This window comes from Pseudomonas sp. Pc102 (assembly GCF_018408275.1).
Classification (GTDB): Bacteria; Pseudomonadota; Gammaproteobacteria; order Pseudomonadales; family Pseudomonadaceae; genus Metapseudomonas; species Metapseudomonas tohonis.
Genome location: NZ_AP021905.1, coordinates 5,745,519 through 5,765,098, shown reverse-complemented (window position 1 = coordinate 5,765,098; position 19,580 = coordinate 5,745,519). Strand labels below are relative to the sequence as shown.

Annotated in this window: 16 protein-coding genes and 1 other RNA gene; 8 read left to right on the top strand and 9 right to left on the bottom strand. The window is 64.7% G+C overall.

Features of this window, described 5'->3' with window-relative positions; translation table 11 throughout:
* The first annotated feature begins 220 nt into the window (after nt 1-220).
* Nucleotides 221-1,672, top strand: a complete 1,452-nt coding sequence (locus PHLH3_RS26340; protein WP_213626367.1) for a sodium:solute symporter family protein — start codon at nt 221-223, stop codon at nt 1,670-1,672.
* Between the two features lie 557 nt (nt 1,673-2,229).
* The gene (locus tag PHLH3_RS26335) at nt 2,230-2,967 is read left to right on the top strand and encodes a DNA/RNA non-specific endonuclease (protein WP_213626366.1); all 738 of its coding nucleotides are present in this window, start codon (nt 2,230-2,232) and stop codon (nt 2,965-2,967) included.
* Between the two features lie 413 nt (nt 2,968-3,380).
* On the opposite strand, the gene PHLH3_RS26330 is transcribed toward PHLH3_RS26335, so the two are convergent.
* The 5 genes from PHLH3_RS26330 to PHLH3_RS26310 all read right to left on the bottom strand — a co-directional run bounded on the left by PHLH3_RS26330 (nt 3,381) and on the right by PHLH3_RS26310 (nt 11,055).
* On the bottom strand, nt 3,381-4,004 hold the full coding sequence (locus PHLH3_RS26330) for a TetR/AcrR family transcriptional regulator (protein ID WP_111261972.1): 624 nt from the start codon (nt 4,002-4,004) through the stop codon (nt 3,381-3,383).
* A gap of 116 nt (nt 4,005-4,120) precedes the next feature.
* The gene (locus PHLH3_RS26325; protein WP_213626365.1) at nt 4,121-4,936 is read right to left on the bottom strand and encodes an outer membrane protein OmpK; all 816 of its coding nucleotides are present in this window, start codon (nt 4,934-4,936) and stop codon (nt 4,121-4,123) included.
* 375 nt (nt 4,937-5,311) lie between these two features.
* Nucleotides 5,312-6,766, bottom strand: coding sequence for an AdeC/AdeK/OprM family multidrug efflux complex outer membrane factor (locus PHLH3_RS26320; protein WP_213626364.1), 1,455 nt, complete (start codon nt 6,764-6,766; stop codon nt 5,312-5,314).
* Nucleotides 6,763-9,900: an efflux RND transporter permease subunit gene (locus PHLH3_RS26315; RefSeq protein WP_173171683.1), complete on the bottom strand. Its 3,138-nt coding sequence runs from the start codon at nt 9,898-9,900 to the stop codon at nt 6,763-6,765. The genes PHLH3_RS26320 and PHLH3_RS26315 overlap by 4 nt, the downstream gene beginning before the upstream one ends.
* A 12-nt stretch (nt 9,901-9,912) precedes the next feature.
* Complete coding sequence (locus PHLH3_RS26310) at nt 9,913-11,055, bottom strand: efflux RND transporter periplasmic adaptor subunit (protein WP_213626363.1); 1,143 nt, start codon at nt 11,053-11,055, stop codon at nt 9,913-9,915.
* 200 nt (nt 11,056-11,255) lie between these two features.
* Between PHLH3_RS26310 and PHLH3_RS26305 the strand changes: the two genes are divergently transcribed.
* A complete protein-coding gene (locus PHLH3_RS26305) occupies nt 11,256-11,888 on the top strand; it encodes a TetR family transcriptional regulator (protein ID WP_173171687.1) in 633 nt (210 codons plus the stop codon).
* Between the two features lie 72 nt (nt 11,889-11,960).
* Here the strand turns inward: PHLH3_RS26305 and PHLH3_RS26300 are convergent, their stop codons facing one another.
* Nucleotides 11,961-12,857: a LysR family transcriptional regulator gene (locus PHLH3_RS26300; RefSeq protein ID WP_213626362.1), complete on the bottom strand. Its 897-nt coding sequence runs from the start codon at nt 12,855-12,857 to the stop codon at nt 11,961-11,963.
* Between the two features lie 283 nt (nt 12,858-13,140).
* On the opposite strand from PHLH3_RS26300, the gene ycaC reads away from it, so the two are divergent.
* On the top strand, nt 13,141-13,770 hold the full coding sequence (gene ycaC, locus PHLH3_RS26295; RefSeq protein ID WP_213626361.1) for an isochorismate family cysteine hydrolase YcaC: 630 nt from the start codon (nt 13,141-13,143) through the stop codon (nt 13,768-13,770).
* A gap of 301 nt (nt 13,771-14,071) precedes the next feature.
* Nucleotides 14,072-14,494, top strand: coding sequence for a hypothetical protein (locus tag PHLH3_RS26290; protein ID WP_213626360.1), 423 nt, complete (start codon nt 14,072-14,074; stop codon nt 14,492-14,494).
* Here the strand turns inward: PHLH3_RS26290 and PHLH3_RS26285 are convergent.
* A complete protein-coding gene (locus PHLH3_RS26285; RefSeq protein ID WP_213626359.1) occupies nt 14,477-14,890 on the bottom strand; it encodes an ankyrin repeat domain-containing protein in 414 nt (137 codons plus the stop codon). The genes PHLH3_RS26290 and PHLH3_RS26285 overlap by 18 nt on opposite strands.
* A complete protein-coding gene (locus PHLH3_RS26280; protein ID WP_213626358.1) occupies nt 14,887-15,168 on the bottom strand; it encodes a helix-turn-helix transcriptional regulator in 282 nt (93 codons plus the stop codon). Before PHLH3_RS26280 ends, PHLH3_RS26285 begins: the two co-directional genes overlap by 4 nt.
* Nucleotides 15,169-15,291: 123 nt before the next feature.
* On the opposite strand from PHLH3_RS26280, the gene PHLH3_RS26275 reads away from it, so the two are divergent.
* Both PHLH3_RS26275 and PHLH3_RS26270 read left to right on the top strand, forming a co-directional pair.
* Nucleotides 15,292-15,555, top strand: coding sequence for a hypothetical protein (locus tag PHLH3_RS26275; RefSeq protein WP_213626357.1), 264 nt, complete (start codon nt 15,292-15,294; stop codon nt 15,553-15,555).
* 187 nt (nt 15,556-15,742) lie between these two features.
* The gene (locus PHLH3_RS26270; RefSeq protein WP_213626356.1) at nt 15,743-15,949 is read left to right on the top strand and encodes a carbon storage regulator; all 207 of its coding nucleotides are present in this window, start codon (nt 15,743-15,745) and stop codon (nt 15,947-15,949) included.
* Nucleotides 15,950-16,038: 89 nt separating this feature from the next.
* Here PHLH3_RS26270 and ssrA read toward each other — a convergent pair.
* Nucleotides 16,039-16,413, bottom strand: a transfer-messenger RNA (tmRNA) gene (gene ssrA, locus PHLH3_RS26265).
* 144 nt (nt 16,414-16,557) lie between these two features.
* Between ssrA and PHLH3_RS26260 the strand changes: the two genes are divergently transcribed.
* The gene (locus PHLH3_RS26260; protein ID WP_213626355.1) at nt 16,558-19,476 is read left to right on the top strand and encodes an ATP-binding protein; all 2,919 of its coding nucleotides are present in this window, start codon (nt 16,558-16,560) and stop codon (nt 19,474-19,476) included.
* The last annotated feature ends 104 nt before the right edge of the window (nt 19,477-19,580 follow it).

The window sequence follows — 19,580 nt, the reverse complement described above, 5'->3', positions numbered from 1 at the left end:
TCATTTGCCTTGTAACTGTTTGACATATTTGACGGCTTTGGCAGACTGCTCGCCCGTTGCGGCAGGTTGTCGCGGTAGCCGTACAGGGCCCCTTTTAGCCATGACGGTCGATCCCGCCCGGTTGTGACGCGCCTAAAACAAAAATTCTGTCAGTCGCGGCGCCCTTGCCAGGACCCAGGTCCGGCAAGCCAGACGACGGGCGAGCCACTGGAACTCACAAATGCTGATCTGGTTTGTTGCGGTCTACCTGCTGATCACCGTCGGTGTCGGCTTCTACGCTTCCACTCGCGTCAAGAACTCCAAGGATTTCGCGGCAGGCGGCCGCAGCATGTCCTTCCCCCTGGTCGCGGCCATGGTGTTCGCCACCTGGTTCGGCTCCGAGGCGGTGCTGGGCATTCCCGCCACCTTCATCGAGGAAGGCTTCGCCGGGATCATCGAGGATCCGTTCGGCTCCTTCGGCTGCCTGATGCTGGTGGGCCTGGTGTTCGCCCGCCCGCTGTACCGCATGAACCTGCTGACCATCGGTGACTTCTTCAAGAAGCGCTTCGGGCCCAACGTGGAGCTGATCACCAGCCTGGTGATCATCGGTTCCTACCTGGGCTGGGTGGCGGCGCAGCTCACCGCGCTGGGCGTGGTGTTCAACGTGCTCTCCGACGGCTCCATCACCACCACCGAAGGCATGCTCATCGGCACCGGCATCGTGCTGCTGTACACCCTGTTCGGCGGCATGTGGTCGGTGGCGCTGACCGACTTCATGCAGATGATCATCATCGTCGCCGGCCTGCTGTACCTGACCTGGCTGATCGGCGACATGGCCGGCGGCCCGCAGGTGGTGATCAGCCACGCCGCCAGCGAGGGCAAGTTCGCCTTCATGCACGGCTTCGAGCCCCGCGACATCGTCGCCTTCCTCGGCGCGGCGGTGACCATGATGTTCGGCTCCATCCCCCAGCAGGACGTGTATGCCCGGGTGATGTCGGCGAAGACCGAGAACATCGCCGCGCGTGCCTCCATGGCGGGGGCCTGCTTCTACCTGGGCTTCTGCATGCTGCCGATCTTCCTCACCTACGCGGCCTCGATGATCGACCCGGCGATGGTGCAGAAGTGGCTGGCGGAGGACGCGCAGATGATCCTCCCGCACCTGATCATGGAGCGCACCCCGCTGTTCGCCCAGGTGATGTTCTTCGGCGCGCTGCTCTCGGCCATCATGTCCACCGCTTCCGGCACCCTGCTGGCGCCTTCGGTGACCTTCACCGAGAACGTGCTCAAGCGCTTCCTGCCGGACATGAACGATCGCCAGTTCCTCCTCGCCATGCGCCTGAGCGTGCTGGGCATGACGGTGGCCACCTCGCTATTCGCCCTCTACTCGGACGCGAGCATCTACGAGATGGTCGGCAACGCCTACAAGGTGACCCTGGTCGCCGCCGTGGTGCCGCTGTTCGCCGGCCTGTTCTGGAAGCGCGCCACCACGCAGGGCGCGCTGGTCGCCATAGGTTTCGGCCTGGCGTCCTGGGTCTTCCTGGAGATGAACTACCAGGAAACCGACTTTTGGCCGCCGCAGCTGGCGGGCCTGCTGTTCAGCTTGCTGGGCATGCTGCTGGGCTCCCTGCTGCCGCAACTGAGCCGCCCGCGCGGTGAAAGCGCCGACGCCATGATGGCGCCCACCGGCAACTGATCCACCGGGCCCTCCGTACTGGAGGGCCCGTCTCCTTCCCCATCCCCTCGCGTCCCGGCTCTGTGATCCAGTCGTGGTTTTTGACCGATCGCGCAGGTTCCGAACTGGTGCAGCGCCGCTGTCGCCTTCCCCAAGCCACCCGTTTTTCGCGCAGCCAAGTGCCTGACAGGCAAGGCCCACTCCCTGTTTGTTTGATCAAGTTGACCTTTGCGTCAATTTGGTTCGGCGCTCACCAATTTGGTGAGAAAAATTAAATGTCATTGATATTCAATGGCTTGATGGAAGCAGGGACGCGCTTGCCGGTTTCCTCTTCCATGCTCTAGGTTTCACAAACCTGTCATTGACGACAGGTTATCGTCCGCTCCGGTGGCTGCCCGGCCCGGCGGCGCGCCCCTGTGCCGCCGGGTCGCAGTCCACCACCGTGCAGCCCATCGCACGGTGCGCCCGCCCTGGGCGCCCAGCAGTAGATCAACCGCAACAGACATCGCCTGGTTTCGTTTTTTCCACCCGAGCGCTTCCCGCCGTGGGAGGCCCGCACCTGCAAGGAAGAAAAAGCAATGAAACGTATCGCCCTCCTGCTGTCGCTTTGCTGCGTTCCCTTCACCTCGGCCTTCGCCGCCACCGTCACCCTGAGCAAGGGCGGCTACAACCTGATCTACGATTGCGACAACCACACCGCCGTGCGCTACGAGTACGTGCTGACCACCGACACCGGTTCGGCGGCGCGGCCGTCTTCCTTCTACCTGGACCCGGACCTGCCCAGCGGCTGCGGCGGGCAGACCACCACCTCGTCCTATGCCAGCGTGGTGTCGGGCTGGGACCGTGGCCACCTGGTGACCTCCAACCACATGGACTACAACGCCACCTACATCAAGCGCGCCAACTACATGAGCAACATCGTGCCGCAGGTGGCCAGCTTCAATCAGGGCATCTGGGTGGCCGCCGAGAACGTCGCCGAGTGCTACCGCGACCTGGCCACCGTCTACGTCTACGGCGGGGTGGTCTACAACGACACCTCCAACGACTACTTCCTCTCGTCCCACGGCATCCGCACGCCGGACTATTTCTGGAAGACCATCGTCACCACCGATACGGCGACCGGGCAGACCAAGGCCATCAGCTGGTACATCCCCAACCAGGCCGGCCTGGGCAGCCTGAACAGCTACATCAAGAGCATCTCCGAGCTGGAAAGCCTGATCGGCACCAGCGCCGTGGGCATCAGCGTGCCGGCCAGCGTCAAGGCGCAGAAGCCGACCAGCACCTGGGCGACGCCAAGTGGCTGTGACTTGAGCTGATCATCGGTTGGGCGGGGCGGGTGTGCGTCATCGCCCCAATCGTGGAGCTGGCCACGGTATCGAAGATGGACGCGAGAAGCGCCATCCACCCTGCGCGTCGGTGACCTGAGGATTCGTAATTCGTAGGGTGGGCTTCAGCCCACCGCTCTTCGCTGCGCAGCCCTTGGTGGCTCACTGTGGATTTTGGGTGCGCTGGGCGTTCTCGGTGCGCGCGGCACACCCTACGCGGGGTTGTGGCTGCTGCGGCATCCTGGGGGGAGCGAAACCTATCGATGTGGTGCTTGGGCTCTTCTTCCAGCTTCACGCTTCCGGCTTCCCGCTATCCAAGCCCCTCACCTGCATAGGCTGGGCACCCACGCCCAGCCACTCAGGACCCTTTCTTGCCGCTTGCAACTTGAAGCTTGCCGCTGCTTCTAAGTCGCCAGGCCAATGCCGCGCAGGATGACGGCGGTGACGGTCTGCACGGCGCGTTCGAACTGCTGGTCGTTCAGCGGCTGGTGGTTGTTGAGCACCGTCACCTGGTGGCTGAAGTCGGCGTAGTGCTGGGTCGAGGCCCAGATCATGTAGAGGAGGCTGGAGGGCTCGACCGGGAGGATGCGCTTGCTCTCGACCCACTGGCGGATCTTTTCTTCCTTCAGCTTGGCCCATTCGTAGAGCGGGCCGTCGAGGGCTTCCTTGAGCTGGGGGGCGCCGTGGATGATCTCCGCTGCCCAGACCTTGGAGCCGTGGGGGCGGGTGCGCGAGCGGTTCATCTTGGCGCGGATGTAGCTGGTCAGCGCGACGCTGGGGTCGTCGAACATCTCGAAGCAGGTGCCGTCCTGCTCCCACTCTTCCAGCAGGCTCTGCAGCACGGCCCGGTAGAGGTCTTCCTTGGTCGCGAAGTAGTAGTGCAGGTTGGATTTGGGGAGGCCGACTTCCTGGGCGATGTCCTGCATGGAGGTGGCGGCGAAGCCCCGCTCGGCGAAGACCTTCTCGGCGGCCAGGAGGATCTTTTCGGTGTTCTTGATGCGGATGCCGATCTTGCGGTTGCTGCTCATCGATCCCTCGGGCTGCACGGACTGAAGCCGGGCAAACATATCACCGAACCCGGCGCCGGCACGAGCCCGGCGCGCGAGGTTCCCCGCCGCCCGGAAGGCGACGGGGCGGGGGGCGATCAGAAGTGCACTTTGACCAGCAGGCTGGCGGTGTTCTGGTCGGTTCCGCCGAGGATCTCGTCACCGAGGAAGCTGTTGTCGTCGATGGCGTACTTGTTGCTCCAGTAGTCGTACTCGACACCGACGTAGAGCTGCTTGGCGCCCAGGTCCAGGGCCTTGCCCAGGTCGTACTTGATCTGCGGGTTGAAGTGCAGGTTGGCGTGGAGGTCGTTCGGGCGGCTGCTGGTGGCGTCCTTGTTGTTCCACACCCAGTCCATGAAGCCGTCGATGAGGATGTCCGAGCTGCCCACGGGGATGGTGTAGGACCACACCGGGGTGACCTGCCACTGGCCGGCGGGGTTGTTGGTGATGCCGTCGGGCTTGCGGTAGTAGAAGTTCAGCTGGAAGTAGTCGAAGCCGGGGATGGCCAGGTCGAAGCCCGGGCCGAGCAGGTAATTCTGGGTGCGGTTCTCGCCACGCTCGTAGGTGGCGGCCAGCAGCACGTCGGTCACCGGGCCGAAGGCGATCTTCTGGTCGAACAGCTTGCCGAAGGACAGGCGCGGGGAGATTTCACCGTAGTAGGTGTTGTTGCCGGCGTTGGCGTCGGCCTTGCCGTTGTAGTTGATCTGGTCGGCGAAGATGAACAGGTCGCCCCAGGTCCAGCCGCTGGCGTGCTCGAAGGTGAAGGTCTGCTGGATTTCCGGGTTGACCTTGAAATCCTTGCCGTACAGGTAGGTGAGGCTGTTGTTCTGCCACAGCAGCGGGCCGTCGGCCAGGGCTTGGCCGCAGGCCAGCAGGCCACCGGCGAGCGCGAGAGCGGAGAGGGTACGGTTCATTCGGGTTGGGCTCCTGGTGCTTGGTTATCTTTCTATCTGCGTAGAAGTTGTCTGATTGGTCAGGCTTGGCTGCCAGAGCAAGAAAGGAGCCAGTTTTCTCCGACGCCTTCCCCGGGCGCGGGATTATCTGGATAAACCCCGATGTTTCAAGCGGTTGTTTCGTGACCAACGGGTTTTTCCGACTTGCGGGAGGCGTGCCCGTGCACGGTTATGGGCGCGCTTACCTGACCGATCGAACAGTGCTGCATCAACTTGGGGCGGGTGGGAGGCGCGCGTGCGCGCATGTTTTGCGCGCGCAATAAAAAAGCCCCCATCAAGTCCGATGGGGGCCTCGCGCAGCAAGGGTGGCCCAATCCATGGGCCTGGACACGCGAATCAGGATTGCGGGGTGGTCGGTGCCGCCTGGGCGCTGGTGGTGCGCTCGTTCCAGCCGCCGCCGAGGGCCTTGTACAGGTTGACCTCGCTGGTGAGCTGGTTGAGGCGGTCGCTGATCAGTTGCTGGCGTGCGCTGAACAGCTGGCGCTGGGCATCGAGCAGGGTCAGGTAGCTGTCCACGCCGGTGCGGTAGCGGCGCTCGGCCAGGCGGTAGTAGTCCTCGGAGGTGCGTACCAGGTTGCGCTGGGCGGTGAGCTGCTCCTCGAAGGTGGTGCGGGCGGCGAGGCCGTCGGCGACTTCCTGGAAGGCGGTCTGGATGGCTTTTTCGTACTGCGCCACCTGGATGTCCTTCTGCACCTCGGCGTAGTCGAGGTTGGCCTTGAGGCGGCCGGCAGTGAAGATCGGCAGGTTGATCTGCGGCTGGAACAGCCAGCTGCCGGAACCCCCGTCGAACAGGCCGGAGAGCTCGGCGCTCTTGGTTCCGGCATTGGCGGTGAGGCTGATGCTGGGGAAGAACGCGGCGCGGGCGGCGCCGATGCTGGCGTTGGCGGCCTTGAGCTGGTGCTCGGCCTGGAGCACGTCCGGGCGGCGCTGCAGCAGTTCGGACGGCAGGCCGGCGGGCACTTCGGCGAGTTGGTCATCGCCCAGTACCTCGCCTTGCGGCAGGTCGCCGGGGACGCCATTGCCCAGCAGCAGGGCCAGGGCGTTGCGGTCCTGGGCCACCAGGCGGCTGTACTGCGCGAGGGTGACCTGGGCGCTTTCCACGGCGGTGCGCGCCTGGCTCAGCGCCAGGGCATCGGCGACGCCGACGTCGAAGCTGCGCTGGGTGAGGGCGAGGCTTTCCTGGTAGGTCTTCAGGGTGTCGCGGGTCAGCTTGAGCAGCGACTGGTCGGCCTGCAGGGTCAGGTAGGCGTTGGCGACGCTGGCCACCAGGCTGATCTGCGTGCTGCGGCGGGCTTCCTCGCTGGCGAAGTACTGCTCCAGGGTCTGCTCATTGAGGCTGCGCAGGCGGCCGAAGAAGTCGATCTCCCAGGCGCTGACGCCCACCGTGGCCGAGTACTGGCCGCTGGTGGTGGCGCGACCGCTGCTGGAGAGGTCGGCGGGCAGCCGCTGGCGGGTACCGCTGCCGTCGGCCGAGACGCTGGGGAACAGCTCGGAGCGCTGGATGCGGTACTGCGCGCGGTAGGCGTCGATGTTCAACGCGGCGACGCGCAGGTCGCGGTTGTTGGCCAGGGCGGTCTCCACCAGGCGTTGCAGCGCCGGGTCCTTGAAGAACTCGCGCCAGCCGAGGTCGGGCGCGGCCACCTCGGTCTGGTTCGCGCCGTTGGCGGTGTAGGCCTCGCCCTGGGGCCAGGCGCCGTCCACCGGCGCCTCGGGGCGCTGGTAGTCGGGGATCAGCGAGCAGCCACCGAGCAGGACGCTGGCGATGGCGAGGGTCAGCAGGGACTGCCTCATTCGGCGGCCTCCTTGGTCAGTTCGTCTTTGCTGCGCTTGTCCTTGAACAGCGAGCAGACCAGTACGTAGAACAGCGGGACCCAGAAGATCGCCAGGACCGTCGCGGTGAGCATGCCGCCGATCACGCCGGTGCCGATGGCGTGCTGGCTGCCGGAGCCTGCGCCGCTGGAGATGGCCATGGGGACCACGCCGAGGATGAACGCCAGCGAGGTCATGATGATCGGGCGCAGGCGCATGCGGCACGCCTCGATGGCGGCGTCGAACAGGCTCATGCCCTGCTCGTGCAGCTCCTTGGCGAACTCGACGATGAGGATCGCGTTCTTCGCCGAGAGGCCGATGGTCGTCAGCAGGCCCACCTGGAAGAACACGTCGTTGGAGAGCCCGCGCATGCTGGTGAACAGCAGCGCACCGAGGATGCCCAGGGGCACCACCAGCATCACCGAGAAGGGGATCGACCAGCTCTCGTACAGGGCCGCCAGGCAGAGGAACACCACCAGCAGCGACAGCGCGTAGAGCGCCGGCGCCTGGGCGCCGGAGAGGCGCTCCTCGTAGGACAGGCCGGTCCAGGAGTAGCCGACGCCGGCCGGCAGTTGCTTGATGATCTCCTCGACCGCCGCCATGGCCTCGCCGGAGCTGTGGCCGGGGGCCGCTTCGCCGAGGATCTCGATGGCCGGCACGCCGTTGTAGCGGGCCAGTTTCGGCGCACCGTACACCCACTCGCCGGAGGCGAAGGCGCTGAAGGGCACCATCTCGTTCTGGTCGTTGCGCACGTACCACTTGCCGAGGTCGTCGGGGTTCATCCGCGCCTCCGGTACGCCTTGCAGGTAGACCTTCTTCACCCGGCCACGGTCGATGAAGTCGTTGACGTAGCTGGCGCCCCAGGCGATGGACACGGTGTTGTTGATGTCCGCCAGGGAGACGCCGTGGGCACGGGCCTTCTCGTCGTCGATCTGCAGCTGGTATTGCGGCTCGTCGTACAGGCCGTTGGCACGCACGCGGGTCAGCACCGGGTTCTTCGCCGCCAGTTCGAGGAACTTGTCACGGGCGGCGTTGAGCTGCTCGTGGCCGACCCCGGCGCGGTCCTGGAGGAAGAAGTTGAAGCCGGTGGCGTTACCCAGCTCCAGCACCGCCGGCGGGGCGAAGGCGAACACCATCGCGTCGCGGAAGCTGAAGAAGTGCTGCTGGGCACGCTGGGCCAGGGAGAACACGCTGTGCTCGGCGCCGGGGCGCTCTTCCCAGGGCTTGAGCATGATGAAGGCCATGCCCGAGCTCTGGCCGCGGCCGGCGAAGTTGAAGCCGGTGACGGTGAACACGGATTTGACGGTGTCCTTTTCGGCATCGAGCAGGTACTCGCGCATCTGGTCGACCACCACCTGGGTGCGTTCGGCACTGGCGCCCGCCGGGGTCTGCACCTGGGCGAAGAGCACGCCCTGGTCTTCCTCGGGGAGGAAGGCAGTGGGGATGCGGGTGAACAGCCAGGCCATGGCCGCGACGATCACCAGGTACATGAGGATGTACGGCGCCTTGCGCTTGAGGATGGCGCGCACGCCGCGCTCGTAGCCGTTCACGCTGCGGTCGAAGGTGCGGTTGAACCAGCCGAAGAAACCACGCTTGGGCGCGTGGTGGCCCTTGGCGATGGGCTTGAGCATGGTGGCGCAGAGGGCCGGGGTGAATACCAGGGCCACCAGCACCGAGAGCGCCATGGCGGAGACGATGGTGATGGAGAACTGGCGGTAGATCACGCCCGTGGAGCCGCCGAAGAAGGCCATCGGCAGGAACACCGCCGAGAGCACCAGGGCGATGCCCACCAGCGCGCCCTGGATCTGGCCCATGGACTTGCGCGTGGCTTCCAGCGGCGAGAGGCCTTCCTCGGCCATCACCCGCTCGACGTTCTCCACCACGACGATGGCGTCGTCCACCAGCAGGCCGATGGCCAGCACCATGGCGAACATGGTCAGGGTGTTGATGGTGAAGCCGAACATCGCCAGCACGCCGAAGGTGCCGAGCAGCACCACCGGCACCGCGAGGGTGGGGATGATGGTGGCGCGGAAGTTCTGCAGGAACAGGAACATCACCAGGAACACCAGGACGATGGCTTCGCCCAGGGTGTGCACCACGCCTTCGATGGAGGCCGAGACCACCGGGGTGGTGTCGTAGGGGAAGACCACTTCCATGCCGGCGGGGAAGAAGGGCTTCAACTGGTCGATGGTTTCGCGGATCGCCTTGGCGGTGTCCAGGGCGTTGGCGCCGGTGGCCAGCTTGATCGCCAGGCCCGAGGCGGGCTTGCCGTTGTACTGGGCGCTGATGGCGTAGTTCTCGCCGCCGAGCTCGATGCGGGCGACGTCACGCAGGCGCACCTGGGAGCCGTCGCGGTTGACCTTGAGCAGGATGGCGCCGAACTGCTCGGGCGTCTGCAGGCGGGTCTTGCCGATGATGGTGGCGTTGAGCTGGGTGCCGGGGGAGGCGGGCAGGCCGCCGAGCTGGCCGGAGGAGACCTGCACGTTCTGCGCCTGGATGGCGCTCTTCACGTCGACCGGGGTCAGCTGGTAGTTGTTCAGCCGTGCCGGGTCGAGCCAGATGCGCATGGCGTACTGCGAGCCGAACACCTGGAAGTCACCCACGCCCTTGGTGCGCGAGATCGGGTCCTGCATGTTGGAGACGATGTAGTTGGACAGGTCGTTCTTGTCCATGGAACCGTCCGTCGACACCACGCCGATCACCAGCAGGAAGTTCTTCACGGCCTTGGTGACGCGGATGCCCTGCTGCTGCACTTCCTGCGGCAGCAGCGGGGTCGCTAGCTGCAGCTTGTTCTGCACCTGCACCTGGGCGATGTCGGGGTTGGTGCCCTGCTCGAAGGTGGCGGTGATGGTCATGCTGCCGTCGGAGTTGCTCTCCGAGGAGATGTAGCGCAGGCCGTCGATGCCGTTGAGCTGTTGCTCGATCACCTGCACCACGGTGTCCTGCACCGTCTGCGCCGAGGCGCCGGGATAGCTGACCTGGATGCCGACGGCGGGCGCGGCGATGCTCGGGTACTGGTTGATCGGGAGTTTGAGGATGGCCAGGCCGCCCGCGAGCATGATCACCAGCGCGATCACCCAGGCGAAGATCGGCCGGTCGATGAAGAACTTCGACATGAAGGTCGCTCCTTATTGGCTTTTCGCCAGGTCGGGGTCCACCGACTTCGATTCGGCGACGTTGGTCGCGGGGGCGGTCTTCACTTCGGCGCCGGGGCGGACGAACTGCAGGCCTTCGGTGATCAGCTTGTCACCCGGGTTGAGGCCCTTGGTCACCAGCCAGTGGTCGCCGACGGTGCGGTCCGCTTCCAGCTGGCGCAGCTCCACCTTGTTCTCGGCGTTGACCACCAGCGCGGTGGCCTGGCCCTTGAGGTCGCGGGTCACGCCCTGCTGCGGCGCGAGGATGGCCTGCTGCTTGACCCCGGAGCTCAGCTGCGCGTGGACGAACATGCCCGGCAGCAGGTCGTGGTCGGGGTTGGGGAACACGGCGCGCAGGGTCACCGAGCCGGTGCCTTCGTCCACCGAGACTTCGGAGAACTCCAGGGTGCCTTCGTGCGCGTACTCGCTGCCGTCCTCGAGCATCAGCTTGACCTTGGCGGCGTTGTCGCCGGCCTTCTGCAACTGGCCGCTCTCCAGGTCGCGGCGCAGGCGCAGCAGGTCCTTGGTCGGCTGGGTGACGTCGACGTAGATCGGGTCGAGCTGCTGGATGGTCGCCATGGCGGCGGCCTGGCCGTTGTTCACCAGGGCGCCCTCGGTGACCGAGGAGCGGCCGATGCGCCCGGAAATGGGGGCCAGCACCTTGGTGTAGCGCAGGTCGATGCGCGCCTTCTCCAGCGCGGCTTCGGCCGACAGGCGCGACGCCTGGGCCTCGTCGTAGGCCTGGCGGCTGACGGCCTGGTCGGTCACCAGGTCCTTGTAGCGGTCGGCCAGGGAGCGGCTGGAGGCGAGGGTGGCCTCGGCGCTCTTGAAGGTCGCCTGATAGACGGACGGGTCGATCTGATACAGCTGCTGGCCGGCCTTCACCTCGGTGCCTTCCTTGAACAGGCGCTTCTGGATGATGCCGTCGACCTGGGGGCGTACCTCGGCGATGCGGAACGCGGTGGTGCGGCCCGGCAGCTCGGTGGTCAGGGTGTAGGGCTGTGCTTGCAGGGTGACGATGCCCACCTGAGGTGTCTGCGCGGGCGGGGGCGCGGAGGCCTCCTTGCAGCCGGCGAGTGTGAGCGTAGCCAGAGCGACGGCGGAAACCATAGCTGCGAAGGCTGGCTTCTTCTGCATCTGAAAAGACCTCGTTCGATACGTTTGCCCGGGCGGGCGATACCCATGCAGGGAGCGTGGGTGGATTGTTTAGTCTGCTAACGAATATACTTACGTACGTGAACGTTTGTAAACGATTCTTCTGTACTCTCTGTCAGATAATGTGTCGATGGGGAGGCGATTCCTTACTCCTTCCACTGCCCCCCAGAGTCCGCCCCGGCATGGCCAGACGAACCAAAGAAGAAGCCGAAGCGACCCGCATCCAGATCCTCGATGCCGCCGAGCGCGTGTTCTACGACAAGGGGGTGTCGCGCACCTCCCTGGCCGATATCGCCAGCAAGGCGGGGGTATCCCGCGGGGCGATCTACTGGCACTTCCAGAACAAGGTCGATGTCTTCCAGGCCATGCACGAGCGCCTGCGCACCCCGCTCGAGGAACTGGCGCGGGCCAGCGAGAGCGAGGACGAGCCCGACCCCCTGGGCCGCATGCGCCAGCTCCTGGTGCGGCTGCTCAAGCGCGTGGAGCTGGACCCGCGCAGCCGTCGCATCAGCGAAATACTCCAGCACAAATGCGAGTTCACCGATGAGCTGGGCGACCTGCGGCAGAAAATGCAGGGCTTCAGCCAGGAATGTGACCAGCGCATTGCCCGTGCCCTGGCCAATGCCGTGGCCAAGGGGCAACTGCCCGAGGGCCTGGATTGCACCCGCGCCGCGGTGACCCTGCATGCCTATATCGACGGGCTCCAGGCTCACTGGTTGCTGGTGCCGGGGCGTTTTCCCCTGGCCGAACAGGCCGAGCAACTGGTGGATGCCCTGCTGGATATGCTCAAGAGCAGCCCGGCCCTGCGTCGCTGAACGCGCTGTCAGACGCCCTGCCAGCAGCTTTCCGGGCCCGGGAAGCCCGTCCCAAGGATGAGTGGATTTGTGCTAGGCCCGGGAACCGGTCAGGCGCGCCTGGATGAAATCGAGAAAGCACTGGATGCGCAGGGCCAGTTGCGAGTTGCGGTAGTACACCGCATGGATCGGCTGGCGGTAGTCGCTCATGTGTTCGGCCAGCACCGCCACCAGGCGGCCCTCGGCCAGGTCCTGGTCGGTCATGAAACTGGCCAGGCAGGTGATGCCCTGGCCGGCCAGGGCCAGCTGGCGCAGGGTCTCGCCGCTGGAGGCGCGCAGGTTCGGCTGCACCGCTAGCTGCGTACCGCAGGCGTGGCGCACCGGCCACTGGTTGAGGCTTTCCGGCTGGGTGAACCCGAGCAGGCTGTGGGCCTTGAGCGCTTCCACGCTCTCTGGGGTGCCGTGGCGCGCCAGGTACTCGCGGCTCGCCACCAGGTGCAGGCGGCTGGCGCCGAGGGGCCGCGCATGCAGGGTCGAATCGCTCAGCGGGCCGATGCGGATGGCGAGGTCCGTGCGGTGCTCCAGCAGGTCGATGATCTGGTCGTTGGTGTTCAGCTCCAGCTGGATGTCCGGATAGAGCGCGCGGAAATCGCCGATATGCGGCACCACGGCATGCAGCATGAAGGGCGAGGCGGCGTTGATGCGCAGCCGCCCGGCGGGCTTCTGCTGGCGCAGGGCCAGGCGCTCTTCCAGGGCCTCCATCTGCTGGAGGATCTCCTTCGCATTGTCGAAGAAAAAGCGGCCTTCCTCGGTCAGCTCCATGCGCCGCGTGGTGCGGTTCAGCAGCGTGGTGGCGAGCTTCTCCTCCAGGCGCGACAGCGTGCGGCTCACCGCCGAGGGCGTGAGGCCCAACTGCTCGGCCGCCGCGCTGATGGAGCCGCATTCGACGACGCTGACGAAGTGCTGGAGTTCATCGGAGGTGGCTTTCATGGCGGCCTCAATTCGTGATCGGCAGGCAAGCTTGTGGCGCGGATATCGCCGTTTCCGGCACGTAATTGTATGCCGAACCCGGCCTAGGTCCTTGCCTGGCGACGTGACGAGGATTGATGGGGGTATTTTTCGTTCCTTAAATAGAACGCTAGAGGCAATTTTCGCAGTCTAGCGGATCAATGGTGCCAAATTTAATCTTTCCTCCATGCAGTCAGCCACTGCAACGAAGCAGAGAACACCCACGCCGAACCGGCACCCCTTATCGAAAAGCGAGGAACGCACCATGACCCCCTTCACCTACAACCGTCTCGATAAAGACAACGCCGTCGTCCTGCTGGTCGACCACCAGGCCGGCCTGCTGTCCCTGGTCCGCGACATCGAGCCGGACAAGTTCAAGAACAACGTCCTGGCCCTGGCCGACCTCGCCAAGTTCTTCAAGCTGCCGACCATCCTCACCACCAGCTTCGAAACCGGCCCCAACGGCCCGCTGGTACCGGAACTGAAAGCGCTGTTCCCGGACGCGCCCTACATCGCCCGCCCGGGCCAGATCAACGCCTGGGACAACGAGGACTTCGTCAAGGCGATCAAGGCCACCGGCAAGAAGCAGCTGATCATCGCCGGCGTGGTGACCGAGGTCTGCGTGGCCTTCCCGGCCCTCTCCGCCCTGGAGGAAGGCTTCGAAGTGTTCGTGGTGACCGACGCCTCCGGCACCTTCAACGAAATCACCCGCGACGCGGCGTGGAACCGCATGAGCCAGGCCGGCGCGCAACTGATGAACTGGTTCGGCGTCGCCTGCGAGCTGCACCGCGACTGGCGCAACGACGTGGAAGGCCTGGCCGCCCTGTGCTCCAACCACATCCCGGACTACCGCAACCTGATGACCAGCTACGCGGCGCTGACCGGCAACAAGTGATGGGCTGAAGCGGGGCCTGGAATGAAAGCGGGAGCCCTTAGGGGCTCCCGCTTTTTTGTGTTGGGGGGCACGCTTGGTGCGCAGTGGATCGTAGGTTGGTGCTGAGCTTGCGAAGCCCAACGTCCAGAGGTGGAGACCGTTCCGTTGGGCCTCGCTACGCTCGGCGCCAACCTACCTGTCTGGTGCCTGGTTTGCTTCAGGTGAGCTCAGGCCGTCGGACTCTTTACCGATTTGCGCATGGACAGGTGAGTGGAGACATTTCAAGCTTTTCACCTGCGCTCCTCAGTCGAGAGTTCTTCGTATGAAGCCCAAGCTCCATGACGCTGTTCACGAGATCGTGCTGGATATCATCCATGCATCGCATACGGGCGACAGGCGGGCTGAGTGGGAGGCTCATCGACGGCTCGAAAGCCTGTGCGAACTCAGTGAGAAAGACGGGGATGAGCATCCCTTTCAATGGGAAACCCTGGGCGACTTCACCGCAGATCGAACGACAGCCATCGGATTCTATAAGCGTGCGCTGTGCAAGGCGCAGGCTGAAGGGCTGGATGAGTACGTATCGTCAGTCTGCCTGGCAATGGCCGAGGCCCATCTGGAGCAGGGTGATGCATCCCTGGCCATGACCTTTACAATTCAGGCCTACGATGCAGTGCAGTGCTCTTCTGACCTGGAGCTCCGAAGAAGCATCAGCGAACTGCTGTTGACGCTATCGAGTACCAGATGACTCGAGGCCTTCATGCCGGCCTGCTGTTTGGTTCGCCGGGTCTCTGAAGAGCTTGATTAACTCGTTGTGCCCCAGTAGCTCAGCCAGCTGCATGGGCGTATAGCCATCCGAGTCGGGGATGATTTCGGCACCCATGGCCAGGAGCAGCACGATAGCCTCGGGCCTCTCTTGCTCGACGGCGCAATGCAGTGGTGTCAAGCCGGCTTCTCCCTTGGCGTTGATGTCTGCACCGATCTCGATGAGTGTCTTTATTGCCTCGCAGTCGCCCCAGTTAGCGACGATGTGCAGAGGAGTATCGCCATAGCCATTTCTGTCATGGACAGAGGTAATGGGGCGCTCGAACCAGTCAGGTACGGTTCTCACCTCATCGAATATTTGCTCAACGCTTCTCGTCATTGGTCATCTCCGACATTGATCTTGAAGTTCCTACTGAGCTGTTTGAGCAGAGGTTGAATCTCCCGCAGGAGCTCGAAAGGCTCCGCACCGAGGCTCTGCACGACCAGCAGGAACTCGACCACATCGAGCCGCCTTTCACCGCGCTCGTATTTGGATACGTAGGACTGAGGGCGCAGCAGCTTCTCTGACAGCTGCTGTTGGGTCATGCCCGACTCATTGCGTGCTGCGATGAGGAGTTCGAGCAAGCGTTGGTAGGGCGGGGAGTTGATGGTTTTCATGGCATCACCGGAACGAGGGCCGGTGGTTTGAATAAACCTATTTCAGGTTTATCCCAAAATGGGTTATTTTCTGCGCTGGAGGTGCTGCTGCAGAAATATGGCCATGTCTAGAGAGGTGCTGCCATGAACGATCCCGATCTGCTTTCACTGACCCCTCAACAACGTCGCCTTCGCGAACTGCGCGAGCGGTTGGAGTCGAGGCTGCATACGGTTCAGGTGATCGCCGAGATCATCCTGGATAACGCTGCGTTTCGGGAAGGCTTCCCCGGGCCCTGGTTCGGTGAGTACCGGGAAGGGGCACTGATGGAGGCGGTGGTGCAGCTGTCGCGTAGCAACCTCGAAGATTTTTCGCGGTTCCTGGAGATGCAGGGGGCACAGGAGGAGTGAAGGAGAGGGCCAGAGAGAGGCTCGCTGGAATGCCAGCACCGGCTTCGCCAGGCGCTTTCGCCTATGCACCCGGGCATAGCGCTGCCTTCTTTGCTGCCAGGGAATTCTCCGAAGCCGCTCACCCGCTCTCGCCCTTGCACTTCCTCTGTGCTGTCCTCTACCTCAGGAAAAATCGGAGGTGCATCACGTGCAACTACATGAAGGTGTCTGCCGGACGGGCGATGTGGTGTCGATCAACCTCCTCGATGGGAAGCTGGGGACGCAGGTGATGCGACTGTTGCTGACCCAGGGGATCGAGGTCGAGGTGCTGGAGGTGCGGGGCGATTCGGTGAAGCTGGCGGTGAGGGCGCCAAGCGGGATGCTGATTGTGGAGGAGTTGGGCTTTTCTTCGTAGCCATACCTTCTTGCTGCCGCTGAGGGTGGCTTTTCGACGCCCAAAGAAAAAGCCCCTGGAGATCTCGCGATCTTCAGGGGCTTTGCGTTTGGTGGAGCCGGGGGGATTTGAACCCCCGTCCGCCAGTGCGCCGCTTTCGGGACTACATGCTTAGCCAAGTCTACTGAGTTAGCTCTTTGCGGCCCGACTGGCAGGGTGCTCAGAGCGAGCTGTATAAGTTTTAGCCGTTACGTCTACAGCGAACTTGGCGGCGATCCTGTTCTATCTGACAGTCATTTCGGGTTTACAGGCATCCCCTTATGACTGCTGGCGGCCGAAGCCACCAGAAGGGTTAGGCCGCGAGGGCCGCCCCGTAGTTGTCGTCGTTGGCAACTATAAGTTTGCAGCAGCTGATTTACGAGGTCTGCTACCAGCTCGGCATGCCCCTAGAGTTTTGTAACCGGCGTCGAATCCTAATCGGCCCCAAAAGCTTCTAGTGGTAAAGCTAGGAGGCGGATGGTACGCCAAAGGCGCCTCCGCGTCGACGGTCAGTGCACAATTGGGCTGTCCGCCGGCTTCGCTTATGATTGCCAGCTATTGTCAGGATGTCCCTCAAACGAGTCCTCCGAATGCCGCGCTCCCCCCGTTACCCGTTGCGCCAGTGGATATGGCGTGCGTTCGTGCAAAGCGCGCTGATCCCGCTGATTCTGGTGGAGTCGGTGCTGATCGCCATCTACCTGCTGACCAACAGCGCGATCCGCGATGCCCAGGTGGACTACCTGCAGCAGAGCGCGCTGGAGGATCTCGGCAGCGCGGTGGTACGGGAGGGCAAGATCATCGACGGGCGCCTGCAGAGCATCGAGGGCCTCGCCCGGTTGTTCCGCGACAGCGCCGCCCGCGCCGTGCAGGACCGCAGCTTCCAGCCCGACGAGCTGGAGCGTTCGCGCCATCGCCTCAGCGAGGATGGCGTGTTCTATACCCAGAGCGACGACGGCCGCTCCGCCTCCTTCTATGCCAACAGCACGCCGGTGGAGCGCCAGGATCACGAGAAGGCGCTACGCCTGTCGCAGCTCGATCCGCTGATGCGCTCGATCCGCGAGAGCGACCCGCTGATGGCGGCGGTCTACTTCAACAGCTGGGACAGCTACAACCGCATCTACCCCTTCTTCATGACGCCCGAGCAGTATCCCCATGACATGGTGATACCCGACTACAACTTCTATTACCTCGCCGACGCCGGCCACAACCCCGGGCGCAAGGTGGTCTGGACCGACGTCTACCTCGACCCGGCCGGCCAGGGCTGGATGATGTCGGCGATCGCGCCGGTGTACCGCGACGATTTCCTCGAAGGCGTGGTCGGCCTGGATATCACGGTCGGGCAGATGCTCGGCGCCATCAGCAACCTCAAGGTGCCGTGGCAGGGCTACGCCATGCTGGTGAGCCGCGACAACAGCATCATGGCGCTGCCGGCGGCGGGGGAGCGCGACTTCGGCCTGCGCGAGCTGACCCGCTACTCCTACGAGGAGGCGGTGCGCCGCGAGGTGCTCAAGCCGGAAGACTTCAACCTGGCCAAGCACGCCGAGATGCAGCCCATCCTCCAGGCCATGCAGTCCGGCCAGGGCAACATGAAGGAGGTGCTGCTCGGCGGGCGCAAGCAACTGGTGGCCTGGACCGAGATCCCGCAGACCGGCTGGCGCCTGATGATGGTGGTGGACGAGGCCAATATCTTCCGCGAGACCAACCGCCTCGCCGAACGCTACCAGCAGATCGGCTACCTGCTGATCGCCGGCCTGGCCTTCTTCTATGCACTGTTCTTCGCCTGGATGTGGGCCCGCTCGCGACGCCTGAGCGACGAACTCTCGGTGCCGCTGGCCGGCATCTCCGGGATGATGCAGCGCATCGGCCAGGGCGACTTCAGCCCCGAGGCGCCGAGCAGCCGGATCATGGAGCTGGAGTCCATGGCCCTGGCGGTGCAGCAGACCGGCGACCAGTTGCGCGCCAGCGAGGAGGAGCGTGTCGAGGCCCAGCGCAACCTGGAACTGGTGCTGGAGAGCACCACCGAAAGCCTCTGGGAAGTGGACGCGCGCACGCTGTCGATCAAGATGAGCGGGCGCTTCGTGAAGCGTTTCGGCCTGCCCTCCGACGAGCTCAGCTTCAGCGACTTCAATGACCGCGTGCACCCCGACGACGTCGAGCGCGTGCGCCGGTTGCGGCTGTTCTTCGCCGACAGCGGCCAGGACAACTTCGACGCCGAATACCGTTTCGCCGATGCCGATGGCCAGTACGCCTGGCTGCTGAGCCGCGGCAAGGTGCTGGAGCGCGACGCCGAAGGCCGCGCCCAACTGGTGGCGGGCACCCATGTGGACATCACCCGCCTCAAGCAGGTGGAGGACGAGTTGCGCCGCGCCAGCCGCGAGGCCATGGCGGCGAGCCAGGCCAAGAGCCGCTTCCTCTCCAGCATGAGCCACGAATTGCGCACGCCGCTCAACGCCATCCACGGCTTCGCCCAGTTGATCGGGCTGGAGACCGAGGGCAAGGACGAGCGCCGCGAGGAAGCCGAGTACGCCCAGGAGATCGTCAACGCCAGCCGCCACCTGACCTCCCTGGTGGACGACATCCTCGACCTGTCGAGCATCGAGAACCGTCGCCAGCAACTGCAGCTCAAACCGGTGGAGATCGGCCCGCTGCTGGCCGGTTGCGCCGAGCTGATCCAGCCCGAGTTGCAGACCCGGCAGCTGCACCTGCAGATGATGGCGCCGCCGGAGCCGCCGCTCTTCGTCCTGGCCGATGCCCGGCGCCTGCGCCAGGTGCTGCTCAACCTGCTGTCCAACGCGGTGAAGTACAACAGCCCGCAGGGCATGGTCAGCCTGGGCTACGAGCTGCGCTCGGCCGGTGTCCGGCTGTGGGTGGCGGACAGCGGCTCGGGACTCAGCGAGGAGCAGCAGGCCATGCTGTTCCAACCCTTCCAGCGCCTGGGGCGCGAGAACTCGACCATCCCTGGCACCGGCATCGGCCTGGTGCTGTGCCGCGAGCTGGCGGAGCTGATGGGCGGGGAGATCGGCTTCAGCAGCACCCGCGACATCGGCAGCCGCTTCTGGATCGACCTGCCCAGTGCCGCGCCGCCCAATCAGGCGCAGGGGGCTGCGCAGGAAAACCCGGCAGCGCCGGTGCTGGCCCAGGTGCTCTGCGTCGAAGACCACCCGGCCTGCCTCAAGGTGCTCAAGGAAGGCCTGCGCGACATGGCCGAAGTGCGCGGTGCGGGCTCGGTCGGGCGCGCCCTGTCGACCCTGGAAGCCCAGACGCCGGCACTGTTGCTGCTGGACCTCGACCTGCCCGATGGCGATGGCCTGGAGGTGCTCGACTACGTACGCCGCACTCCGCGCTTGCGTGGGATACCGGTGCTGGTGGTGAGCGCGGCGGTGGACGAGGCCAGCCTCTCCGAAGCGCGTCGGCGCGGGGCCGATGCCTGCCTGACCAAACCGGTGGACCTGCAGCAGGTGCGCCGCCTGGCGCTGTCGCTGCTGGAGCGCGAGCCGCCGGTGATCTGAACCGGCCCTGGCCCCGGGCTGTGTGCAGCCCTTTTTCATCTGAACTTGAGAAGCCACGTCCTTAGGGCGTGGTCATCAGTCATCGGTTCTGCCAGTGACGATTC